This is a genomic window from Microbacterium jepli, assembly GCF_047237905.1.
Lineage (GTDB): Bacteria > Actinomycetota > Actinomycetes > Actinomycetales > Microbacteriaceae > Microbacterium.
The window spans coordinates 1,200,166-1,223,064 of the sequence record NZ_JBDFLW010000005.1 but is presented as its reverse complement, the minus strand read 5'-3'; the positions used below and the strand labels follow the sequence as shown (position 1 = coordinate 1,223,064).

The 22,899-nt window shown below is 62.5% G+C and carries 11 protein-coding genes and 1 pseudogene; 7 read left to right on the top strand and 5 right to left on the bottom strand.

Annotated features, from left to right (window positions below; all coding sequences use genetic code 11):
• Positions 1 to 59: 59 nt before the first annotated feature.
• Both ABC304_RS09950 and ABC304_RS09945 read right to left on the bottom strand, forming a co-directional pair.
• A complete protein-coding gene (locus tag ABC304_RS09950) occupies positions 60 to 2,918 on the bottom strand; it encodes a P-loop ATPase, Sll1717 family (protein ID WP_412930449.1) in 2,859 nt (952 codons plus the stop codon).
• Positions 2,919 to 3,799: 881 nt separating this feature from the next.
• Positions 3,800 to 5,500 (bottom strand): ATP-dependent DNA helicase, encoded by a 1,701-nt coding sequence (locus tag ABC304_RS09945; protein WP_412930448.1) that lies wholly within the window; start codon positions 5,498 to 5,500, stop codon positions 3,800 to 3,802.
• Positions 5,501 to 5,541: 41 nt separating this feature from the next.
• On the opposite strand from ABC304_RS09945, the gene ABC304_RS09940 reads away from it, so the two are divergent.
• Positions 5,542 to 6,788 (top strand): IS3 family transposase gene (locus ABC304_RS09940; RefSeq protein ID WP_143003672.1). Its coding sequence is split into 2 segments (ribosomal slippage): positions 5,542 to 5,854 and positions 5,854 to 6,788, totalling 1,248 coding nucleotides; the frame shifts between segments, so codons are not numbered across the junction.
• On the opposite strand, the gene ABC304_RS09935 is transcribed toward ABC304_RS09940, so the two are convergent.
• Positions 6,746 to 7,957, bottom strand: a complete 1,212-nt coding sequence (locus tag ABC304_RS09935; protein WP_412930447.1) for a relaxase domain-containing protein — start codon at positions 7,955 to 7,957, stop codon at positions 6,746 to 6,748. The two genes, ABC304_RS09940 and ABC304_RS09935, sit on opposite strands and share 43 nt — an antisense overlap.
• A gap of 535 nt (positions 7,958 to 8,492) precedes the next feature.
• Here ABC304_RS09935 and ABC304_RS09930 point away from each other — a divergent pair.
• The 4 genes from ABC304_RS09930 to ABC304_RS09915 all read left to right on the top strand — a co-directional run bounded on the left by ABC304_RS09930 (position 8,493) and on the right by ABC304_RS09915 (position 16,369).
• A complete protein-coding gene (locus ABC304_RS09930) occupies positions 8,493 to 9,938 on the top strand; it encodes a hypothetical protein (protein ID WP_412930446.1) in 1,446 nt (481 codons plus the stop codon).
• A 228-nt stretch (positions 9,939 to 10,166) separates the two neighbouring features.
• Complete coding sequence (locus ABC304_RS09925; protein WP_412930445.1) at positions 10,167 to 14,132, top strand: helix-turn-helix domain-containing protein; 3,966 nt, start codon at positions 10,167 to 10,169, stop codon at positions 14,130 to 14,132.
• Positions 14,133 to 14,973: 841 nt separating this feature from the next.
• Positions 14,974 to 15,825, top strand: a complete 852-nt coding sequence (locus tag ABC304_RS09920) for a toll/interleukin-1 receptor domain-containing protein (RefSeq protein WP_412930444.1) — start codon at positions 14,974 to 14,976, stop codon at positions 15,823 to 15,825.
• Entirely contained in the window at positions 15,812 to 16,369 is a 558-nt protein-coding gene (locus ABC304_RS09915; RefSeq protein ID WP_412930443.1) for a restriction endonuclease, read from the top strand. Before ABC304_RS09920 ends, ABC304_RS09915 begins: the two co-directional genes overlap by 14 nt.
• Before the next feature lie 779 nt (positions 16,370 to 17,148).
• Here ABC304_RS09915 and ABC304_RS09910 read toward each other — a convergent pair.
• Positions 17,149 to 18,624, bottom strand: a pseudogene (locus ABC304_RS09910) (DNA/RNA helicase domain-containing protein).
• A gap of 301 nt (positions 18,625 to 18,925) precedes the next feature.
• Positions 18,926 to 19,246, bottom strand: coding sequence for a nucleotide pyrophosphohydrolase (locus ABC304_RS09905; protein WP_412930442.1), 321 nt, complete (start codon positions 19,244 to 19,246; stop codon positions 18,926 to 18,928).
• Positions 19,247 to 19,364: 118 nt separating this feature from the next.
• Here ABC304_RS09905 and ABC304_RS09900 point away from each other — a divergent pair, with 118 nt between their 5' ends.
• The gene (locus ABC304_RS09900; RefSeq protein WP_412930441.1) at positions 19,365 to 22,463 is read left to right on the top strand and encodes a DEAD/DEAH box helicase; all 3,099 of its coding nucleotides are present in this window, start codon (positions 19,365 to 19,367) and stop codon (positions 22,461 to 22,463) included.
• A complete protein-coding gene (locus tag ABC304_RS09895) occupies positions 22,460 to 22,867 on the top strand; it encodes a (deoxy)nucleoside triphosphate pyrophosphohydrolase (protein WP_412930440.1) in 408 nt (135 codons plus the stop codon). The genes ABC304_RS09900 and ABC304_RS09895 overlap by 4 nt, the downstream gene beginning before the upstream one ends.
• Positions 22,868 to 22,899 lie beyond the last annotated feature (32 nt).

Genomic DNA, 22,899 nt, shown 5'->3' with positions numbered 1-22,899 from the left:
CTGTACTGCCGGCACTTTGCTCTTCGCGCTCGGATGGGTGCGCTGCTTGACTTGACCTGCTACGCAGCGACCACGTACGGATGCCCACCAATCTCTTGATGAACACGGAACAAATGGGTTCGGTCCGCGACAGCCGTCGTCAGGTCGAGGAACGATCGATACCCGAGGGCTCTGTAGTCAAGAGCTCCCGGTGGTCTCACCAAGAAGTCGCCTACCCGCGAAAGAAGAAGGCGCTTAGGGCTACCAGTCCCGAGGAGGCTGATCACGCGGGCCACTTCTCTTCCTATCGACAGTGCGTCCTCGACACCCAAACGATCGTTAGGCTTTGTAAATGGAAGTCGCGTTCCCGCGCGGGAAACTACGTCCGCAAAGAACTCGTTATACGGCACCCACTCCGCAAACTTGAGCTGATGCTGCTCGGTCAGGGCGGACAAGTCTTTCGCGGCAGTCACTATCACTCTGTCTCGCAGGTCAGTCGGTAGAGCCCCGAGGGTCTCCATCGTGATGACAACTGAGGCAGTTTGGTAGGCGTAAAAATATGGCGGTGTGCTGGATCCGTCGACGCTGTATCGCTTGAGATACCTCAAAGCTCTCCCCACAAGCGCCTGCTGGAGAGGAACAGTCGGCCAGATCCGTTCGATGATTGCGCGGATCGACATGACGTTACCGCTTGGATTGACCCAGAAGTATCGCCACATCGCCATCGCCCTTGAGGCTGCGATCAACGACCAGTCTGCTTGCACGACCGAGCGTGCAGAGCCGGACGGCGCCAGATCTATTGCGCGGACGGTCGCAGACCAGAAATCTAGTTCACGAACGGAGTCGAATCCGATGGTGGAGATAAGTGCCCGTTCGAAACGAGTAGCTTCAGAAGGGTTCACCTTCCGAATCTTCTCGATCGCCGTCGGGATCTCCTCGAGGCCGAAAAACAGTGCCGCCAAGGCCCCCTGGTCGTCTGCGGCCCACTCCATCGACTGAGCGACGCTCTCGGCGGTTGTTAGCATCACGGCGGAGTCACCTGACGCGAATGCAAGTCGTGCTGTAAGTCGGCGAGCCCGCCCATCATTGATGTGAGGCTCAAGAAGTTGCAGACCGGCGAGGAAGTCACCTTCCTCCGCACGACGGCGCGCGGCGCGCGCGACGGCTTGGAAATTTCGCTCGCCAATATCCTTCGAAAGGGAGGTTTGCTGGACTTCCTGCTCCTCGACATCCCCAAGCTCCTCGTACAGGCGCTCTTGATGATCGAGTTCGTTCGAGATTTCGGAGCGCTGGCCGCTTGGAACAAACTCATCTCGCCCCGTACGTGTCTGCCGATTGCGGTTCCGCTTTCGCGTGCGCTTCTCTTCCAGGTCTGGCGAGACGATCTCAGTGAGCGGCTGGGCTTGGCGCTCGTTTCGTAGCGTCATCGTCGTTCCAGCTAAGTCCACGCGCTTCGATTCCTCATGCGTCGCTTGGTCGGAAGATGCTGGAACCGTACCGAGCTTCGACTCGACGCCGTGCACAGAGACAAACATGGCGGGACGAAACAATGCGGGAATCACGTATTCACCCTCGGCGAGGCGGAGAAATCCGACGTAACGGAGGGTATGAATGGCGGCATCAAGATCCTCAGATGCAAGGTCAAGTGCATCGGCGAGCGCCTCACGAGTGAAGGCGGTCCGTCTGCCGCGCAGCCGTTCGACGTAGCTGCGAGCGATGGGGCTCTCCGCAAATACCGTGTCCTCGAGTCGCGACGACGAAAGGTGATTGAATCCGGCGCTCAAGGCACGGTGGCTGAGATCATGGCCAACGGCCTGTTTACCCTTGCTACCTCGCCGCTCAATCTCGAGCTGCTCTAGACGAGCCCGGCGAAGAAGTGTGAGGAGGTTTCGAGGGTTGTACTCGCGCGTCGCGTCGACCGTGACAAGTAGAAGCCAGACCAGAGATCGTACGCCGTCCATATAGGCGGGGAGAAGTGCCTGACAGAGACGTTTCGCGTTGGCGACGTCGGTCAGGTCGGCGTACGGCAGGTCCGACTCGAGGCCCTGGCTCAGGCGGAGGGCGATCAACTCAAAGATCGACTCACTACGCCATACGATGCGCATCGTCCGAAGGTGAGTCGCGTTTACGAAACCGCGATCTTTGGTGATGCGATCGAACACATCCAGGCGGAGGAAAGACTTCACTCGCAGGCGCGCGCCTAGGCTGCCGGCGTCTAGCTGCGCGCGCAGCAGACCACGAAGCGCCGGGATTTCCAAATCGGGTGAGTCAGAGAATGCCTCGTCTAGTCGGTCAAACAGAATCCAGCAACGCTGATCCACGTTCTCGAGAAAGGCGTAGACGCGGTCGAGCAATTCCTCTAGCGCGTCATACGACACGTCATATTCCTCACCTGGCAGTTGAGGAGCGGCGACATCAGGAATGATCGCGAGCGTCGGGGATCCCATCGGGTCGACCCCCGCCTCCAACCGGGGCCGGAAGCGGCTGAGGACGGTCCTCCAAACGTTCTTGGCGGTCGCATCGGCCGGGAGAACGTTTAGCCCCACGCGGTTCAGCGCCTCCTCGAGCGGGGCCCTCTCATCGGCGTCCGCGAAGGTCGCGAGCAGGGTGTTAGCGGCCAAACCTCCGATGTAGGCGAGAAATACATCGCGGAACGCCGACTCGTCCAGGTCTTCGTGGCTGGAGTCGATCAGACGACGAAACAGAGTGCTGCCGCGCAGGTTGAACGCTGGGATCAAGAGGCAGTCGCCCAGTTCGGCAATCGCCGTGTCCGGGTTCGCGAGGTAAAGCGCAATTGCGCTCTTGCCGGTGCCTTTGGCTCCGAGAACTAGGTCGGATTCGTCCGTCACAACGGCGCTAAACGCAGGGTTGCGCAAGAAGTATCGCTCGAGATTCAAATCATGTTCAGCGACGTCGGCCCCGAAGTCATATTCGGTCAACGGCTTGAGCGTCGTTCCCAATGGCGTCCCCCCTGACTTGGCCTTCATAGACTAGTGGCGAAGGTGATGATGTGACGGGTCGCGGTTGGCGAGCCAACTCATTCATCCCGCCACTTCGTGCGCTGAGATGCAGTAGGAGTAGGCGGTGCGTCGCTCGGCGGCGCCACAGCGGCCGTGGCGCGCTATTGCGGGCCATAGCAACTCATATCGTCAGCCGCCTCCCGATCTCTTCTTCCGAGAGCACCTTGGACGCTGCCGCTTGTGGTGCGGCCATCGAAGAACCACGCTGACGCGCACCGTCCTGAACTCGCGCTCGTAGATGGCGTTGGTGCGAGCGGGAAGCTTGTTCCACCGAGCCGGTAGGTGTCGGTTTAGCACAATCGCATGCATTTATCGGCCGGCCGAGACTCACCCGGCACTGCTCAAAGCTAGCAGCGGATCGCTCACGAGCGTCAGCGCGAGAACTCGTGCCACTCAACCCGCACGACTATTAGGGGTCCCACCCGGGCACCCGTCGCGAGATGGGTGACAGCCGTCTCGGGCAAAGCGCCCGCTCGTCGATTCGTCAGTGCGACGGAGTGGACGCCCGGCGGTGCTGCGGATACTGGTGTGAGCGCTAGCGCGCAGTACCTCCTCGTTTGGTCGCGCCTACCGCTTCGTGCGCGAAGATTCCGACGAGTTGAGTCGAATGCGCGCGGTAGGCAGGATAGGTTGCTGCGTTGGTGAGGTGCTCAAGCTTCTCGGGGATAGAACGCACTCGTTGCACTTACAGCGGCGCTCGCGCATGTTTATGAACCGGCGGTGCTTACCGAGCATGTGGGTGCACACTTCCAGCGTCTTCGTGTAGGACTGCCCGTCGTCGTTATTCGCTACAAATGCCGCTAGATACCAATCCCGCGCCCCGCATTCGGCGCCCCAACAACCGGCGCGGTCGTCATCACCAAGTTCCGGGCCCGTGCCGCGCGGCGTATATCCGCCTCAGCCGCGCGCTCGGCATCCTGCATCGTCAGCTCCGGAGTACCGCGCTGCATCGACTCGGTGAGACATTCGCGGGCGGCGGCATCCGTCCGCCCGACCACGACAGCGACGTTATGCACCCGCCCCCGTGTGAGGCCGACGTACAGGCCCGCCGCGTCCACATCGGGCCCGACCACGGACGCATCGGCGGTGTCTCCCTGCACGCCGTGCACTGTCGAGGCGTAGGCGAGCTGCAGGTGCTCCCGTGCATACTCAGCCGACACTCGCCGCAACTCGCCGCTGTCGCCGGCCGACGCAAGATCGACGAACTCCTCGCGGATGCCGCGCACGATCCACTGCGCACGATTCTCGACGCCCGTCCGCCGGTCGTTGCGGCGGGTCTGGACGGTGTCGCCAACGAGGATGCGCTGGTCCCCGATTCCCCACGCGACCGCGCTGGGATCCAGCTCGCCCTGCTCGACTCGCCGCTGCTGGATAACGTCGTTGATGGCATCAGCTTGAGCGTTCGTACCGGAAACCAAGGTCACCCGCTTACCACGCACGTGCCACTCGAAGTAGGCGTCGATCATCCGCTCACGCGCCGCATCGTGATGATCAACCCGCACGATGTGTCCGCGTTCCGCGAGTTCACCAGCGACCGCCAGCGCATGCGCGCGGTCGCTCGCGTTGCGCAATCGGAGCGTGAGCGCCGCGTACTCGGGATCGAGGAACCGATGCACCGTATCGAGCTCAACCGCTGCATTCGCGTGTCGGATCGCTGAACCCATCGCACCGGAATGTCCGACCGGAAGCGCCTGGTGCGTGTCCCCGACGAACGCGAGCCCTACCCCCTTTTCGATCGCAAGGTCGGCGAGGACGTTCGCAGTCCGCAGGTCGACCATGCCCGCCTCGTCGACCACGATTCGATCGCGAGAACGCAACACGTAACGCTCCGGCCCGCGGTATGCGACACCCGTGCTGGGATCGATCTCGCCCACGCGCAGTCGTGTCCACACCTTCGCGCCGGCCTGATCAGCACCCCACTGGTAGCCGTAATCGGCGAGCAGTGCATGAATACTGGCTGCCGCAGCCCCGACCTCGCGCGACGCCACCGACGCCGCTTTCCGGGTCGGAGCAACGACGAGCATCCGCCGCCGTTGCGCCCCGAGCGCCGCGAACGCAACACGTATCATCGTCGTCTTGCCTGTGCCGGCGGGTCCGGTGACCGTCACGAGCCCGTCAGTTCCGGCGATCGCGCACGCCGCAACGCCTTGCGAGAGATCGAGTGTCGAGATGTCTTCGCTGCGCGCGAACCGATACAACTCATTCGGCAGGAGCGAGCGACCCGGCCGGGCAACCACGTCAAGGCGTCCGGCGAGGCGCACCTTGGCGCGCACTGTCTCGGTCGCCATGAAGGCCTTAACGTGCGCCGGCGGCACCTCCGCAACGAGCCGATAGACGGCCTTCGCGGCGCGCGTTGTAATCTCGACGATCACGTCGTCGAGATCGTTGCGCTCCGCAATGATGCCCGTCCCCGACAGTGCGCGTACTGCGCCGGCGCGAATGTCAAAGGTGCTAAAGCGCCCGCCGCACGATGTGGGGGCTTGACCCCTGATCTTGGACACGCTGATTCCAGCACGATGCTGGGGAAGCGAGAATCTGAGGGATGGCAAGGAAGAACTACACGGACGAGTTCCGGCAGCGTGCGGTGGATTTGTACGAGTCCACGCCGGGCGCGACGCTGAAAGCGATCGCGGCCGATTTGGGGATCTCCCGTGGTGCGTTGAAGGAATGGGTCGACAAGCTCGGATCCGGGACCGCTGCGGCCGGTTCGGTGTCGCCGCCGGTGTCGGTGCGGTCGGAGTCGCAGGCGGCGAGGATCATCCGGTTGGAAGCCGAGTTAGCGGTCTCGAGAGCGGAGCAGGTCAAGCTCGAGACGGAGCGGGACATCCTCCGTCAGGCGGCGAAGTATTTCGCTGCGGAGACGAACTGGTGAACCGCTTCCAGTTCGTCGAGGACCACAAGGACGCCTACGGCGTGAAGCGGTTGTGTGAGGTCATCGAGATCGCGAGGTCGTCGTTCTACGCGTGGCTGGCCGCAGCCCCGGGACGGGCCGCGCGAGCCGCGGACGACGCCCGGTTGGCGGCACGGATCCGGGTGCTGCAGGACCCCGCGCAGGGTGGTGACCGCGCCTACGGGGCACCGAGGATCACTGCCGACCTCAACGACGGCGTCCCCGCCGCCGGGCGGGTGAATCATAAGCGGGTCGCTCGGGTGATGCGGGAACACGCGCTCGCGGGGATCCGACTGCGCCGCCGGGTGAAGACCACGATCCCGGACCAGTCCGGACGGAAGTTCCTCGACCTGATCGGGCGGGACTTCAGCACCGGGGAGCCGAACCGCAGGTATGTCGGCGATATCACCTACCTCCCCATCGCGGACGGCAGCAACCTGTATCTGGCGACCTGCATCGACCTCGGGTCGCGCAAGCTCGCCGGCTGGCAGGTCGCCGACCACATGCGCACCGAACTCGTCGAAGGCGCTCTCCGCGGCGCGCAGCGCGACCGCGGATCGCTGGCCGGCGCAGTGTTCCACAGCGACCACGGCTCGGTCTACGCGTCGAAAGCCTACGCAGCACTCTGCGAGCAGCTCAAGGTGACCCAGTCCATGGGCGCGGTGGGCACGAGCGCCGACAACTCGCTGGCCGAGAGCTTCAACGCCGCGCTCAAACGCGAGCTCCTCCAAGGCGCGTCGGCGTTCCCCGATCAAGCCACCGCCTACCGGGCCGTGTTCCGGTGGACGAACCGATACAACACGCGCCGACGCCACTCCGCGATCGGCCAGATCACCCCGAACAGCTACGAGAACACCTACGCGGCCGCGAGATCAGCTACCCTCACGGAAGCGGCATAACCGAAATGACACCGTGTCCACGATCCGGGGTCAAGGCCCGTGGATCGTCGGTCCGCATCCGCGATCGCCGCAGCAGCGAGCAAATCCAGGTCGAGGGCATGCATGTCTGTCGCAACGACCGCAATCGGTGCACGCGCCGTGATCAGGCCTTCATCGATCGTCGTGATCTCATCACGGACGCGCGACTCCCACGACTTTTCGTCGAGGTCAGCCGGCTTGTTCGGTCGCGCAATCGTCCACGCGCGCCGATCGATCTGCTGCAGCACCTCGACGTTCGGCGCCCATCCCCCGTGTGCCGCCGACCACTCCGTGATGAGGCGCCCACGGTTGGCCTCGATCTGCGCCGACCGACGCGAGAGCGGGCGGACGGCGCCGACAAGTTCGGCGATCTCGCCCGAGTCGTCGAGTCTGTACCCATGGCGCGCAAGAGCAGCGATCCATGCGGGATCTGTGTGGGCGGCGAGCTCGCCCTCAGCGTTAATGACGGTGTGCAGCTTCATCGCGACACGGGAGTCGAGGTTGGACCACTTGCCGTCCACGCCGAGCACTTTAATGTTCAACCACAGGTGGCGGTGGGTGTGCGGGTCGAGCGCCCGGGATCGGCGGTGCTGCAGTTCGACGACCTCGATACGGGAAATGTCCTCGCGAATGAGCCCACCATGACCGCGTCGCGCGTTGAGCTCGGTCTGCCAGGTGAGCAATATTCGCTCACGCAGCCGGTCTTGCAGCTCTTCGAACTCGGCAGCGAGATCTGGATGCAGCAGCGCGGCGATGCTATAGGACTTGGGGTGGTTGAGAGTCCCGTCGAGCAGCAGGTCGGCGTCGGGGCTCAGCCGCTGATGTCCTCTCTCCTCACCCGTGACCGGGTCGTGCCCGGTGAGCCAGACACGCAGGCCACCGGCGGTGAGCTCGTCCTCACCGATTCTGCCGCTCGCGACAATGAATCGGGTGATAGCCGAATCGGATGGTGCACTGTATCCCTCGAGCGCTTCGACTCCGGTCGCGCGCCGCACATGGGCGTCGCAGGTGCCCTCGAGTGCGTACGAGATTGCTTGCCGAATACCGCGAGATTCGACTCCGCGCTTCCATCGTTCGAGGCCCCCGCGCATGCCGCCAGTGTAGGAACGTTTTTCAGGGTTATCCAGGCATTTTACGGCGATGTGGGTCAATGTCGCGAATGAGTCTCAAATGTTGCTGGTCACCGGTGGTGCCTGCGTGCATTGCTGTCGTTTATTCCTGTCGTTCGCGTTTCTATCTGCGGTGTTCTTGCCCGGCGTTGTGGTGGCCACTCCCATTGCGTTTGCCGGGCGCTGAGCGGGTGCTTTCGCGGCCGGGGTATCTGCAATCTGTCACAGTTCGATTACGCGGCCTACATCTGTCGCGGAGCTCACGTCGATGAAGGACCGGCTTCCGAGCGGCGATGCCAAGGATTAGCCGCCGGCGCTGACAGGGCGACTATAGGGTCAGGCAGCGCGAGGAACTTTGCGCCGCTTGCCTGACTCTGCGACTTGCATTGCGCGGCGCGTTGGAAAGCTTGTCGGCAGCATCCCACAGAATGAGAGTGTGCCAACCGACCAGTCCATCCTGGAGCGGTTCGTTCTACGTGCTAGGCGTGTAGCTGCACACTCGCTGACGCAGGACCGCGATCGGCTTCGCGGCTGGGCTCGCAGTGCCATACGTGGGCGGATCGACCTGACGGGTGCGATGACCATCGAGCAGGAACTTCCTGAAGAGGAGAACTTCGAATCCCTCGTGGCTCGTCTTCGCCCCTTGACCGTCCAGAAGGAACCTATTCACTACGCGAAGGTCCTGGCAGAGATCGAGACGGCCCTTTCCGCATCGGCAGATGATGCCGCTCAAGCATTGCGGCCGGAGCTGGCGCGGCTTCGGACCGCCTGGGGCGTGGCCGAGATTCAGGGCACTCGGGTGCAGGGCTACATGATTCAACTTCAGGATGCAGACGGAACCGTTCACCCGCCGACTTCCGATACCGTCCTTGCAGCGGGATGGCTCTACATCGACCTGGTGCATGCCGACCCGTTCGGGCCAAAAGCTGATGCACTGCGGCACGAGTTCCAGGAACGCTATACCGCGGCGGTGCGCATATTCAGTGAGATCGCACTAGTCACGCTTGAGACCTTGGATCTGGTGCGCCGGCTCGCAGAGAGCGGCGACGGGGTTGTGCCAATCGAAGTTTGGGAGGAACAGGTCGTCGTCGAGGCGGACCGACGCCAGGCGGCTCGGATGTTCCTTGCCAGACCGGGTACACCGCTCCCCGACTTGCGCGATGGCCCCGGACGACCCGAGGGCTGGAACCAGTTCACGATTACGGAGCTGCTCCGTCAAGACGCGGACAAGCAGGTCGCGGTTCGCCTGCTCGATGGAGAGGATCAAGCGCAAGAGATAGAAGCGGCGCTGATACAACAGCGGCGGGAAGGCGACGCTATCCACCGAGACGTTCTCGTCGGCGGCTGCGCGATCTTTACGTTCACGTTCACCATCGACGGGAGCAAAGCGGTCGGGTGTGATCTCACGAGCGATGTCTACCTCGACAGCACGAACGCACTCAAGCTCGCTTCTACGCGGCTAGCGCTTCGGCTGCACCAGGCGGCGCGGGTAGAGGTTGTGTTCCCGGACGGCGTTGTCGCGTTCGCGCCCGCGAAACTCAGCGAGCAAGAGTCCCGAGAGTATGAGGTCGTCGCTGAGGCAATCAAAGACCTCGTCCGCATTGAGGAGATCACAGGCAAGCCGCTATCTCCCGCGAACGATCGGTTCACCGATCTTGATCGGGTACGGCTCCGCCAGACGCGCTTGCTGTGGGAGGGCAGGCTAGTGCACTCGCGCCTCAGCTCTGTCGTGATCATGTCATCTTCCGGAGAGGCACCCAAGGTGATCGGAGTGAGGGAGGGGACGATTGGATTCGGCGGCAGCACGGTTCCAACGCCAACCACCTTGCTCTGGCATGAGCACGCGAAAGTCGACCACGAGCCGGCCGCCGGAGGGGGCGACGATCCGCGAGACTTCCGCATGACAGCGCCCGCTGGCGCCTACTTTGTGGCGTGGAGTCCAGACCGCCTGGCGGCGCCCAGTCAATCGCAGCGGATAGAGCCGTGGGGCCTCCTAGGCATTGACGAAGCCACCTTCGTGTGACTTTGTACTCCCTCAATTACGATGAGCGCCCCGAGCTCGGCCGGGCTAGATCGCGTCGCCCAGAGAATCTCGAAGGCGAGCAGCGGTCGGGGCGCGCGGCGACCCTGGATTCGCTGGTCCCAGTTCTTCCCGCGCTCTCTGACCACGGCAAGGGTAAGCGGCAATTCCGAACACGCCTGTCAGCGGGTCGAGGACGGCGACGTCGCATCGTCTGTCCAGGATGGGGTTATGAGCGAACTGATCGATGTCGTGACGGCCGCGACGCTACTAGGTGTAAAGCCTGACACTGTGCGCGCGCTCGCGAGGAAGGGGCGTCTAGAAGCGGTTCGCGTTCCGGGAGAGCGTCTGCTCCTATTCCGCCGTGAGGCTGTGGAGCGCTATATCGCCCAACGCCGCAGCCCTCGCTCTCCCGTGAGTGGCGTACGCGTCAGAACCCTCGAGCCCGAGCTTGTCACGGCGAACGACCTGCACGGATGGGCGGGCCGAATAGCGCAGGACACCGCGCCCGAGCTCTTGCGCCGCCTATTAAGCACAACTTGGGGCATCTCCGGAGTCTCGATCCGGGCCGGTGATGGCGTCGCCCTTGGGGGGTGGGACGGAGTCGCTCACTCGGACGGAACCGGGGGTTCGTACCTGCCGATTGGCGACCTTCGATTTGAGATCGGAACCACAGCCACGCCAGCAACGAAGGCCGAGGATGACTTCGCTAATCGGCTGTCACTACCCGCCGCAGACCGGAGGAACGTTCACTTCGTCTTCGTTACGACGCGGAGGTGGGGCGATAAGGCAACGTGGGCAGCCGCGAAGGCGGAACTGAATGAATTCCGAAGCGTAACCGTGCTTGATGCAGATGATCTGGAAGGTTGGCTCCAGGCTGAAACCAACGTCCACATCTGGTTGTCAGAGATTTTCGGGCGTCAACCCCGAGACGTCCGGACGCTTCAACGGTGGTGGGGCGAGTTCTCGAGCAGCACCGACCCCCGACTGCCTGAGGAGCTGTTTGAACTCGAGGATGCAGGGGCTGCTGAAGCGTTAGCGAGCTTCCTGACTGGACGATCCGGGAGTGGCGTGCTCACGGTCCGAGGGATCTGGGCAGACCAGGTACTTGCGACCGTTCACCGATCCCTCAGCCGCTCCGACGACGCCCTAACGGCGGTGGTGGTGACAGCCGCGGCCGCCTGGTCGAGGTTGATCTCGAACGGCTCGCCGCTCGTACTCATTCCCACGTTCGAAGAGCCCAACATCGGTGGAGCCCTCCAGCATGGCCACCGCGTCCTCCTCGTTGCCTCGCCCCGCACGCAAGTCAGGTCGGGGACCGAGATCATCGAGCTGGCACCGCTCGGTCGCAGCCACGCAGCGCAAGCGCTCCGAGCGTCCGGCGTCGGATCCACGAGCGCCGACCGGCTGGCGGCGCTTTACCGAAGAAGCCCCAGGGCATTCGTTCGGTCAATAGCGTTGGACCCGCGTGCTCGGCTTGCGTCGCCCGAGACATCGAGTGAAGACAGCCGTGTCGCAGCCCGTCTTGCACTCGCCATGCAATGGACAGCTGGAAACGCTGATCGTTTGATGCTTGAAAAGCTCACCGGAACCGACTGGGACAAGCTCGAGCAGTTGCTCATCGGGCAGGAGCTAACGGACGACCCCATGTTCGTCCGCGCTGGAGACTCGTGGCGAGTCGCTGCCCCGGTGGAGACTTCACTCATTCACTTTCCGCGGCTGACCGCTACAGACGTCCGACTATGGGTCGACGTCCTCAAGGATGTTCTGCTCAAGCCGCATCCCTTTGACGAGATGGACCAGACTCAGCGCCTGATAGCTGAGATGGACGGGGACGAGCGCCCTCGATCCGCCGCGCTAGCTGAGGGCGCCATGCAAGGGCTCATCCTGATGGCGCTTATAGACGATGAAGTGGCGGGGGCCCCGGGGAGCGAGCGCGCTGACGCTGTCGCTCGAATCCTCTTGTTCGGCGAGCACGGCGAAAGTATCGCCGGGGAAACCTGGGCAAGGCTCGCTCCTTCTTTGCCTTTCCTGGCGGAAGCGGCTCCAGACGTCTTTCTCGACGCAGTACATGACGAACTGTCCAATTCGGATTCGAGCCTGGCTCAACTCTTCCCTGACGACAGCAGCCATGAGCGAGATCTCTTCGCGACAACATCGCCGCACGTCTATCTGCTCTGGGCACTCGAGGTGTTGGCGCGGTCGGCGGAGCATTTCGACGCCGCCATGATGGCACTCGCGAACCTGAGCGAACGAGCGCCGTTCGACAGTGGCTCGGGTAACACGGCGATCGGGAGCCTCAAGAACTTTCTCTACCCGTGGCTCCAGTACACGGATGCGGGGACGCCAGCCAAGCTCGCGTTTGTGGAGCGGCTAGCCCAACGCAAGCCGGAAGTCGCTTGGCGTCTCCTTCCGGGCCTGCTTCCGGACCGGCAGTTCTTTTCAATGCAGCCAGCGACGCCACGCTTCCGCGCTTGGGGCCCCGAAGTTGTAGAGGCCTCGCCGAGCGAATGGATCCCAGTCGTTGCACGCCTGAACGAACTTATGGTCGCCAGCGCCGGGATGGAGTTGGCCCGGTGGACCGATATCGTCCCGCGCCTCAAGGACATGAGCACCGATGGCTTTGACTTGGCATGCAGAGCGATGGACCAGGCTGTGCGCGGCCATTTGGATGCTCCAAGTGAGGCCCGGCCGTTCCGGCGTGCTCTGGAGGCCGAGATCACTCGCCATGAGCAGCATCAGAGTCAGGGCTGGGCAATGAAGCCCGACCGAATTGAGCGGTTGAGAGCCATCCTCGACGAACTACCGGCCCCTAGCACGGCGTCCAGGCACGCACCGCTCTTCGGCTGGAGACCCCATATCGAAGGTTTCTACCATACGGACGAGCGCTTTCGCGTTGAGTGGGATCGGCTTCAGCGTGAGGCCATGAGTGACATCCTGGCTGCCGGCCCGATTGCACTTGAGGAGTTGCTCCTGCTTGCGCAGAACCCGCACGGTGTCGGAATTGTTCTCGCAGACTTCGCGTCTGAAGAGCACGACGCCACGATGATCGACTGGGTTGTCTCCTCACAGCCGTCACGCGCTCAAGCAAGCCGCAGTTACTTGTCGCGTCGGATGGCGGGCGAAGAGGGCGCGCGATGGGCCGCGCGAGTCTTACGCACGCTTTCGGCCGACGAAGAGCGCCAGATCGCAATCGCGCTCCTACTTGATTCGCACGAGGCCACGCGCGTACTTGACGATGTCGACCCCGCACTAGAGGCGCGATATTGGCAGCACATGGATCACTGGGGCGTGCGCCCAGAGCACGCGCGCGCCGCATTCGACCGGCTCCGCGCCGTCCGACGACCCATTTCTGCCCTCAACTTGCTCGAATCGTCTGTGACGCGCGGCCAGGAGGGCACGCCACCCCCGTTCGATCTTCAGGATGCGCAGGCGGCTCTCGAGGATATTGCGCGAGGTGACATCGCCGAGAAGGTTGGTGACGCCTCGAGCACCATTGCGTCAGCGCTGGACATCATGCAGGCGCAGGGTGCATCAGTCGAACTCATGGCGCGTCTTGAGTTCACCTTCTACGCCTTCATCGAGGACTCCACGCACCGACCTGCCGCTCTCTACGAGTTCCTCCGCGAGAACCCCAGCGAATTCGTAGCCCTTGTGGAGGCTGCCACGAAGCCCGAGGGCAAGGAGGAACCGCCAAAAGCGGACGTTGGCCTCGCGACGCTCGCTTGGAGAGTACTAAGTGACTGGCGAGAGCTGCCAGGTACCAACGGCACCAGTTGGGAGCCAGACTCGGAAAGGTTGCGAGCCTGGGTAGCGTCCGCGCGCCACCTTCTGGCCGAGAAGCACCGGACGGGCGTTGGCGATAGTTTCATCGGGGGAGTTCTGGCGACTGGCGCGGAAGCAGCTCCTGAGGGATGGCCCTCCATTCCCGTCCGAGACCTCATCGAGGAACTGGCATCCCGCGAGCTTGAGCGAGGATTCGGTTCCAGTGCACGCAACGCGCGCGGCATGTGGACAAAGAGCTTGTATGAAGGGGGAATCCAAGAGCGAGAACTAGCCCAGCGCTTCACCTTTCGCGCCGACGAGGCCCGTGAATGGCGGCGGACGAGCCGGGTACTTCGGCGCATCGCGGAGTCCTATGAGCAACAAGCACGGGCCGAGGATGCCTCTGCCAAGTGGGACGAGGACGACGCATAGCCCAAGAGCGCCGTAAGCGTATGCTCAGCGAGACGTGATTGCCGCACCCGAGGAGCGTGCGGCACGGGGGTGATGGCGAGGCAACGCTTGCCGGACCGGAGGTCAGCGAGGGGTCATCCGCGAAGGAACTCGTCTAGACGCGTCGCACGCCTGGGCATCAGGCGTTGCGCCACGGCCTCGGCGATGCGCTAGGCGTTCACTGATCTACCGCTCACGGCGGCTCGCCATCAACCCTCGTACGCGCAGTGCGCAATTACGGATCGCATCTGCACACGTTGACGACCGCCCGCTTCCGACCTCTTTCGTGCGGTGCGCGATTGGGGATGGGACGCGGCCGACGGTGTGGCAGGCTCACAGTACAGTCGTATATCTACGTTGGCGACGACCAACCGGAGGCCGAGCTCTGGGGCGGACCACTACGTCACTGTTCACGCCGATCGCTCGGTACAGTTCGGGTGTCAGATCGGCTACAACGCCGAGGTGCACGAAGCCACTGTCGTAGTTTCACGATCACTGGTAGCACAGCCGGCTAGCCATCCTGCTGCACCGATTCCCCGCGCAGGAAAGACGTCACGGGCAGGCTCCGCTCGCTGAATGGCAAGGGCGCGCGTTGGTTTTCATCTCGAGTGAGGTGCCCTCGGTAGGCGGTTTAGTCGCCGCTACCCCCTCTCCGCCGCTGAGTGAGGGATACCGGCCTGATCAGATAGTCCAACAGTTGTGATCGTGCGACGAATCGTCGACGATGAGTTGGTGGTGCTTTGGGGCAAGTCATCTGCTTGAACGGGGCGTCTTGGATACGCGGGGGCGAAAGTCCTCTTTCGAGCGAAGGGAGTGCCAGCGCATGAGCGACCGTGTCTTCGTTGCGACAGATGAGTCATCGATACAGAAGACCCTCGTCCACGACCTGATCTCGGTCGGGCTCGACCCTTTCATCCTTTCGGACGTAGCGGAAGTTGGCGCTGAGTTCTCGAGCGCGGTGCTGAGTGCAGTGCGGTCCGCTGATGCTGTCTTGCTCGTTCTCACGAAGGACTCAACCCGCAGTCAACTGTTCGATGCCGGTATCGCATATGCAATGCACATCCCGGTGATCGTTCTTGCACTCGACGACGCGCCGCTTCCTCCGGTTCTAAAGGTCATGCCTGTCCTCCGCTCTAATTCCCCGACGCTCATCGGGGAGGCCATACGCATGGCAAGACGCAAGAAGCCCGCTCAAAGGACCGCGCCGAGCGAGCGTCCGATTGGCGCCAAGGCCGACGAGCTCGCCGGGCGGGCGACAAGCGGGAACGAGGCGGAATCGCTCGAAGCAATAGCGGTGGCTATCGAGGAGTCAGGGGCGATCGTCGTTAGAGGCCGGGAAGTTGATCAGTTCGATCTCGCCGTGTGGTCAGACGATTTGGCTTCGGTCGGCGCAAACCCACTTTTCGTTGAATTGGTGAAGACGGTCAAGCCGCAAACTCTAGAGGACGTCGCGGTAAAGCTCGGGAAATCGGCCTTGCCCACTGTCGCGATAGTGGTCTATTTAACAGATAGCGTCTCACGAGGTCGCGCACAGCAAGCGGCCGGGCCCAGTTATCCAGTTCTCTTTGTATCCGCGGAAGAGCTGATCGACAGCCTCCGCGCTCAGTCCTTCGCGAAAACCGTGCGATCTCTGCGGAACAACTGGGTGCATGGAGTCAATCATGGTGGCGATTGACCAGAACGTCATTAGCGCTTCGCTAGCTCGAGGCGACGCGGCAACGACGACCACCGAGCGCGGCGACGCGCTTGAGGACCTTATCGTCTACCTCTTCGAGTTGGTCCCAGGGATCGCCGACACTCAGAGGAAGGCACGAAATCCGGGCAACGTCGGCGAGATCGACGTAGCCTTCTGGAACGATGCGCCCGACGACGGGCTAAGGGGATTCGACACTTTCGTGTTAGTCGAGTGCAAGAACTGGAGTACCCGGGTCGGGTACGAAGAGATCGTGGTATTTCACGACAAGCTCGAAAGTCGTGGGCGCAGCTTTGGAATTATGGTTGCGGCGTCCGGAGTCACCGGTAATGCCGAATCTCGAACTGCCGCTCATCATGCACTATTTGGCTACCTGCGCACCGGATTAGAGATCGTCGTTCTAACTCGCTGCGAGATCGAACATCTCGCCACCACTGACGATCTTGTGAAGCTCCTAAAGCGGAAACGACTCGCGCTTACCCTCGGCGGCGAGATCTTCGTCAGTTCAGCCTGCGAAGAGCCGTGACATCGGTTTCGGGCGGTGAGGACGACGCACGTTCGACGGGAGTGCACCAGACGATCGTTAATTTGCCGTAGTCGCCCGCTTGAGGATCATTGGTTGCTCTACTCGTCGTAGTGGGAGCCCGTCGCTCCGTCAGCCACTATCTCGTCTACGACGGACTTGTGCCGTACAAATCCCAGGTCGGACTCTGCGTGCGCTCGCCCCGAGTAGACGCCCAGGATCTGGTTGGCATCGGGAACCAGCCAGTCACGCGATCCATCCGTGAAGCTCACAGGTCGTCCGCGCGGATAGAAGTAGACCGGCGAGCCTGACATGCCCTGCCGCGTCCTGGCGTCGATCAGAAAGCGCGGTAGATCGCCGTAGGGCAACTCGAACTCACTTGCGATCGATCCTTGGACCCAGGCCGCGATCCACGTCTCCTCCGTCAAGTCCGAGCGGGTACCCGATGACCACCACGGGATCTGGCACTGAGATCAGGAGTCGATGACTCGGATCGTCGATGTGGTCTGGCCGGTGAAGTTCGAGACGCTCTAGCGACGCAGGGCAGTCGAGACCGTGGCTTAGAAGGGCTTAGCGATTGGGCCTGAGCACAGGTCAAGCACCAATCGGCCGCGGACTGACCGCCGCAACCGCCACCCGTCAAATTGCCGCCACCCCCGACACGTGGTTGTCAGCGCGTGCGACGCGGTCCTGGCTAAGTGCTGCGCGCGACTAGGGCCCCGATATGGATCAGTTGCACGCGGTCGGATTCGTCGCCGGTGGCGGTTTGCTGGGTCGGCCGCCTAGACCGTCAGTTTGCGGAGGAAGCCGTCTGGCGCCGATGAATCCTTGCCGTCATTATCAATCACACCGGCTATGTACTCGCGAAGAGCTGGGTCACACACGTACACGTAAGTACCGCGCATCCCGCGGGTCAGCAGCACCCCGTAGATGTTGCGGATGAACTCGAGCAGGTCGTCGTCGGAGTAGGCGATGCCGCGTTGCTTATTGTTCTCTTTTCCCTTCGCGTCGCGATACGAGGCGCGATCGATGTAGAGCCGTCGGTAATGAGGGTCGTAGCGGAGGTCGTTGCCGATGATGACGCCGGCGTAGTTGAGGTCATAACCCTGGACGGTATGAATCGACCCGACCTCGTGGATGGATGCCGGACTATTGATCCAGTCCTTGGCTTGGCTGTTTCAGCGAAGGTGCACGCCATCGAGCTCGATATCGAACGCTTCCTTATCATGATTGCTCTTCCACTCCCACGCGTAGCCTGCGACCAGGCGTGCGAGGCCGTGCTCGTCGTTGCGGTCGAGAATCTCGCGTCGCATCGCGGCGAGGTCGTCGAAGAACCTCAGGTCATAGTCACCGAAGTCGGGGCGCTCGGTCGCGTTGCGCTCTCCCAGCAGCACATCCCGAACGAATTGCACATAGTCGGCGCCTGCACGTACGCGCATCTGGGTGGTGAGCGGGTACCGGCGATGTGTCGACTTTGCCTGGTCAACGAGTGAGCGGAGGACGCTCTGAGGTAGGTCAGCCGGTCGGACGGTCTGCTGGCCGTCGAGCAGATAGATCTGATGCCGGCTCTGAGCGCGGATCCAGTCCAGCTGCGTCCTTGATGGGTCGTCAGCGCCAGAGAGCTTCTCATTGATCGTGATGAATCGCTTGTTGTTGACGCCTGACGACTGGTTCGCACGCTGGTTCAGTCGATGGGTTTCGTCGACGATCAGGATGTCCCACGGCTGATCAGATGCTCCGACGTCGAAGGGCGTCAGGATCTGCCCCTCCGTCACCTTTGGCGTCTTCTTGAACACCCGCTTGATCGACTCGCGGAGAGACTGCTGAGGCACAACGAACCCGATCCGAAGGCCCGCGAGCAGCGCGCGATTCTCGGGGACGAAGAACTCGGCGAACATCGAGTCTGGTTCGACTTCGTCTTCATCGCTGTGGTCGCGAATGTCCGCGAGGAGCTTCATCAGGAAGATCGCAACGATGGTCTTGCCCGTCCCGGGCTGCCCCTCGATTACGCTTGCGGACGAAGCTCCAGTCTCGAGGTCGGCGAGCAGCCCTTCCACAATGTCCTCGACGGCGATTGCTTGTTCCGGCGTGAGCACCTTGAACGGTGAAAGCTTGAAGAGGTCGCTGTTCTCGATCTCGGGAATGCTGCGTTGAAAGATTCCGTCTGATCGCAGCTTCTCGAAGATGTCGCGGAAGCTCTCCCGGTAGAGATCGCGCTCGTAGTACCGAGCATCGATGATGCCCTCGTTGCCGTTCATCACGGTGAACTGGCCGTCGCCGGCGAGCCAGCGAATGAGATGAGATTCGAGATCGAGGCACGCCGACTTGTTGAAGGTGTCGTCGATGACGACGCGCACACTGCGGAATGCGCTCTTGGCGGGGTTCGCGAGATGCTGGCGCATTCGTGCAGCGGTGTTGACGGTCTCACCGACGTAGACGGACCCACCTCCAGACGGGTTTGCACCATCGAGCACGTAGACGACGGGCCAGTTCCTGAGACGCTCGTCGCCCGCCACCCAACCCGAAATCGCGCCCGACGTGAGGTTCAGTCGCTCAATCTCAAAGGGCGTCATACTTTGCGCTCCGTCCCCGTGCACGATCGGCCGGGTACTTTTCCCCCGTAGCGACGAGCTTTTCGAGCACGATCTCGTCGAGGTCGATCCCGAGTCGCGCAGCGAGCAGCGTGCAGTAAGTCACCACGTCGGCAAGCTCGGCTCGCACCTGCGCCTCATCCGCATCGTCGCTCCACTGAAAGCACTCCAATAGCTCCCCCGCCTCAATCGCGATGCTCTTGGCGAGGTTCGCCGGAGTGTGGAACTGGGCCCAGTCACGCTCTCGAACGAACTCCTCCAACGCCTTCCGAACCCGTTCAGTCGTCACGGTTGCGACCGTATCAGGACACGCGACTTGGCCTCCCCCCGAAGGTCAATTCGCCCATCGTAGACAGCCTGCTCCACTAGCGTGTGATTTGAACAAGCAGGGGGGTGGGAGGAGCAGGATGGCGGGATCCCCCGAATTGCAGGCTGGACTCTATGAGACCCTCGTCACCTCGAGCCTGCAGGGACGCCTCCACTCTCTGGATGGGCTTCTACCAACCGTTGAGCCTGTCGACGAAGCAGATCAGCCTCACGTGCTCGCGCGACTGATTTACGAGCAGACCGTTCGGCAGCTCTCATCTATCTCAGGAGAAGGCGAACGCCTCGATCTCGTGAACCGGCTGCTGAAAGAGCTAGCTTCGTCTCCCGACCCTGTGGTGGCTCCGGCGCGCCAACTCCAGCGACTCTCGCCGCCCGCTGGTCCGGGAATCTCGACGTACGACAACGTCCGTCCGACTACGCCCCTCAGTGAGGCCGCGCTGCTCACGAACACCCAGGGCGAGCCGAACCTGAACGCCGAGCTGAAATCGGAGATCGACACGGCAGACCAGGTAGACCTCCTTTGTGCTTTCGTGAAGTGGCACGGGGTTCGACTCCTCGAGGCGGAGCTCGCACGACTCCGGCGCCGGGGCGCCGCCTTCCGAATCATCACGACGACCTACATGGGGGCTACGGAGCGTGCCGCTATCGATCGCCTGGCGCGTGAGTTCGGCGCGCAGGTTCGGGTGCAGTACGACGCGATGCGGACCCGTCTGCACGCAAAGGCTTGGCTCTTTCAGCGCCGGAGCGGGTTCAACACCGCGTACGTGGGCTCGTCGAATCTCTCGAAGGCTGCGCTGCTCGACGGAGTGGAGTGGAACGTCAGGCTGTCCGGCGTAGGTACGCCGGCGCTGCTGGAAAAGTTCCAGGCCACGTTCGAGACCTACTGGAACGACGCGAGCTACGAGGTGTACGACCCAGATCGCGATCGGGACCGACTCGACGATGCGCTCGCGGAGGCGTCCGGGACGCGGCGCCACGACCGGATGACGGTGTCACTGTCTGGCCTCGACGTTCGCCCGTATCCCTACCAGTTGGAGATGCTCGACGCGCTGGATGCAGAGCGCGAGGTGCACGACCGCCACCGAAATCTCGTGGTTGCGGCCACGGGCACCGGCAAGACAGTTCTGGCGGCATTCGACTACCAGCGGCTCGGGGGCCCGGAGCGCTCGCTGCTATTTGTTGCCCACCGGAAGGAGATTCTCACGCAGGCCTCTCGCACGTACCGCGAGGTGCTGGGCGACGAGAACTTCGGCGAAAGTTATGTCGCAGGTAGCCGGCCAGAGCGATGGAAACATGTCTTCGCGAGCGTTCAGTCACTCACCTCCTACGGGGTTGAGAACATTCCTGCCCACGCCTTTGACGTCGTCGTGATTGACGAGTTTCATCACGCCAGCTCTGCAACTTACCGAAAGCTTCTCGACCATCTCGCGCCAAAGGAGCTGCTCGGCCTTACTGCGACTCCGGAGCGCGCCGACGGCAATGACATCTTGGGCTATTTCGATGGACGCGTGGCGGCGGAGCTGCGGTTGTGGGATGCCCTGGGCCAGGAGCTTCTATCACCCTTCCACTACTTCGCTATCGCGGACGGCACAGACCTTTCGAGGATCGCGTGGGTGCGCGGCGGCTATGACGCCACGCAGCTCTCGAAGCTCTTTACAGGAAATGACGCCCGCGCACGGATCGTGGTCAGCGAACTCCTCGACAAAGTGATCGACCCGCTCGGCATGCGTGCACTCGGCTTCTGCGTTGATATTTCACACGCGGAGTACATGGCGCGAGTGTTCAATGAAGCCGGGATCCCTGCCTTGATGATCAGCGGTGACGGGCGCTCACAAGCGCCGCGCGACGAGGCACTTCGCCGGCTCCGCAGTCGGGAAGTCAACGTCATCTTCTCGGCGGAGCTGTTCAATGAGGGACTTGATGTGCCCTACGTGGACACTGTGCTCTTCCTGCGTCCTACCGAGAGCGCGACCGTCTTCCTTCAGCAGCTGGGTCGGGGCCTGCGCCGCACTACAGACAAGGCCGTGCTTACGGCTCTCGATTTCGTAGGTCATCAGGGCACGCAGTTTCGTTGGGACATGAAGCTGCGTGCCCTCACCGGGCTGACACGTCAGGCAGTAGCCCGCCAGGTCCAACACGGCTTCCCGTTCCTGCCGTCCGGGTCACAAATCGTGCTCGACCGACAGTCGCAACGTCTCATCCTCGAGAACTTGAAGGGGCAGGTCGCCAATCGATGGCATCAGCTCGCCACCGAGCTGCGCTCATATGGGGACATGACGCTGGAGGAGTTCCTGAGGGAGGCCGGAGTCGAGCTCGCCGATGTGCTCAAGAGAGGGCAACGGGGCCGTTCGTGGACGCAACTTCGAAGAGATGCTGGGCTTCCAACTTCCGGCGGGGCGGAACGCGAAACTGACCTGCTAAAGCGCGTTCGCGCGTTGGTCCACGTCGACGATGGCGAGCGAGCGCGGGAGTATCGGAATCTATTGACGGACGATTCGCCAGAGTACTCGGAGCTGTCTGCACGAAGCCGTCTCTTCGCCGACATGCTCTTCTTTTCGCTCTGGCCTGATGGCGGCGGATTCTCCTCCATCGAAGACGGACTGCGATCCCTCAAAGCAGAGCGAGCAGTACGTGAGGAACTGGACGCGGTGATTGAGATCGGATTCGACTCCGCGCGACACATTCCGACCGCGATGCGCGGCAGGCTCTCGTGGACACCGCTCCAAGTACACGCTCGGTACCAGCGGGAGGAGGCTCTCGCGGCGCTCCGCTACGCCAGCATGCAACGGCGGCCGAACTCGTTCCGAGAAGGCGTCCTGTTTGTAGCCCCCGAGAATGTCGACGCGTTCTTCGTCACGCTCAAGAAGTCGGCTGCAGCGTACTCGCCCACCACCATGTACCGCGACTATCCGATCAGCCACGACCTTTTCCACTGGGAGAGTCAGTCGGGAACCACCATTGCTTCCCCGACCGGCAAGCGGTACCTGTCGGGATCGAGCGACGTTCTTCTGTTCGTTCGTGAGCATAAGGAGGACGAGTTCGGAACCGCGCCTTATCTGCTACTGGGAACTGCGAAGTTCGTTCAGCACGTTGGCGAGCGACCAATTGCGATCACTTGGCGGCTCGATCGACCCATGCCTTCGGACTTCTTTCAGAGGGCCTCGGTAGCGGCGCAATGAGTGTGGTCGTCGGTGCGGTGATCGTTCGCGATGGGCGGGTGCTGGCGGCACGTCGAACTCGACCAGTCGAACTCGCGGGCCAGTGGGAGTTTCCGGGTGGCAAGGTCGAGGAAGGCGAGAATCTTGAAGAAGCCCTGGCGCGGGAGCTGAAGGAGGAGCTGCACTCGACCATCAGCGTGATGGACGAGGTTGTGGACGGCGCCGCGCCATGGCGTATAAGCGATAAGTATATTCTGCGGCTGTTTCTTGCGACAGTGGTCACGGGTGAACCTACCGCCGGGGAAGACCATGACCAGCTCCGCTGGTTGCTGCCTAGCGACCTTGGGGAGGTGGCATGGCTGCCTTCAGATCAGATGGCGCTACCCGCGGTGAGGAGGGCGGTCGAGTCACAAGCGACTCTCTAGCCCCAAGTCGTCAAACGCGCCTCCGAGTGGCC

Coding starts and splice junctions, on each gene's coding strand:
- ABC304_RS09930 (WP_412930446.1), top strand. CDS start 8,493: ATGACCATCGAGCAGGAACTTCCTGAAGAGGAGAACTTCGAATCCCTC.
- ABC304_RS09925 (WP_412930445.1), top strand. CDS start 10,167: ATGAGCGAACTGATCGATGTCGTGACGGCCGCGACGCTACTAGGTGTA.
- ABC304_RS09920 (WP_412930444.1), top strand. CDS start 14,974: ATGAGCGACCGTGTCTTCGTTGCGACAGATGAGTCATCGATACAGAAG.
- ABC304_RS09915 (WP_412930443.1), top strand. CDS start 15,812: ATGGTGGCGATTGACCAGAACGTCATTAGCGCTTCGCTAGCTCGAGGC.
- ABC304_RS09900 (WP_412930441.1), top strand. CDS start 19,365: ATGGCGGGATCCCCCGAATTGCAGGCTGGACTCTATGAGACCCTCGTC.
- ABC304_RS09895 (WP_412930440.1), top strand. CDS start 22,460: ATGAGTGTGGTCGTCGGTGCGGTGATCGTTCGCGATGGGCGGGTGCTG.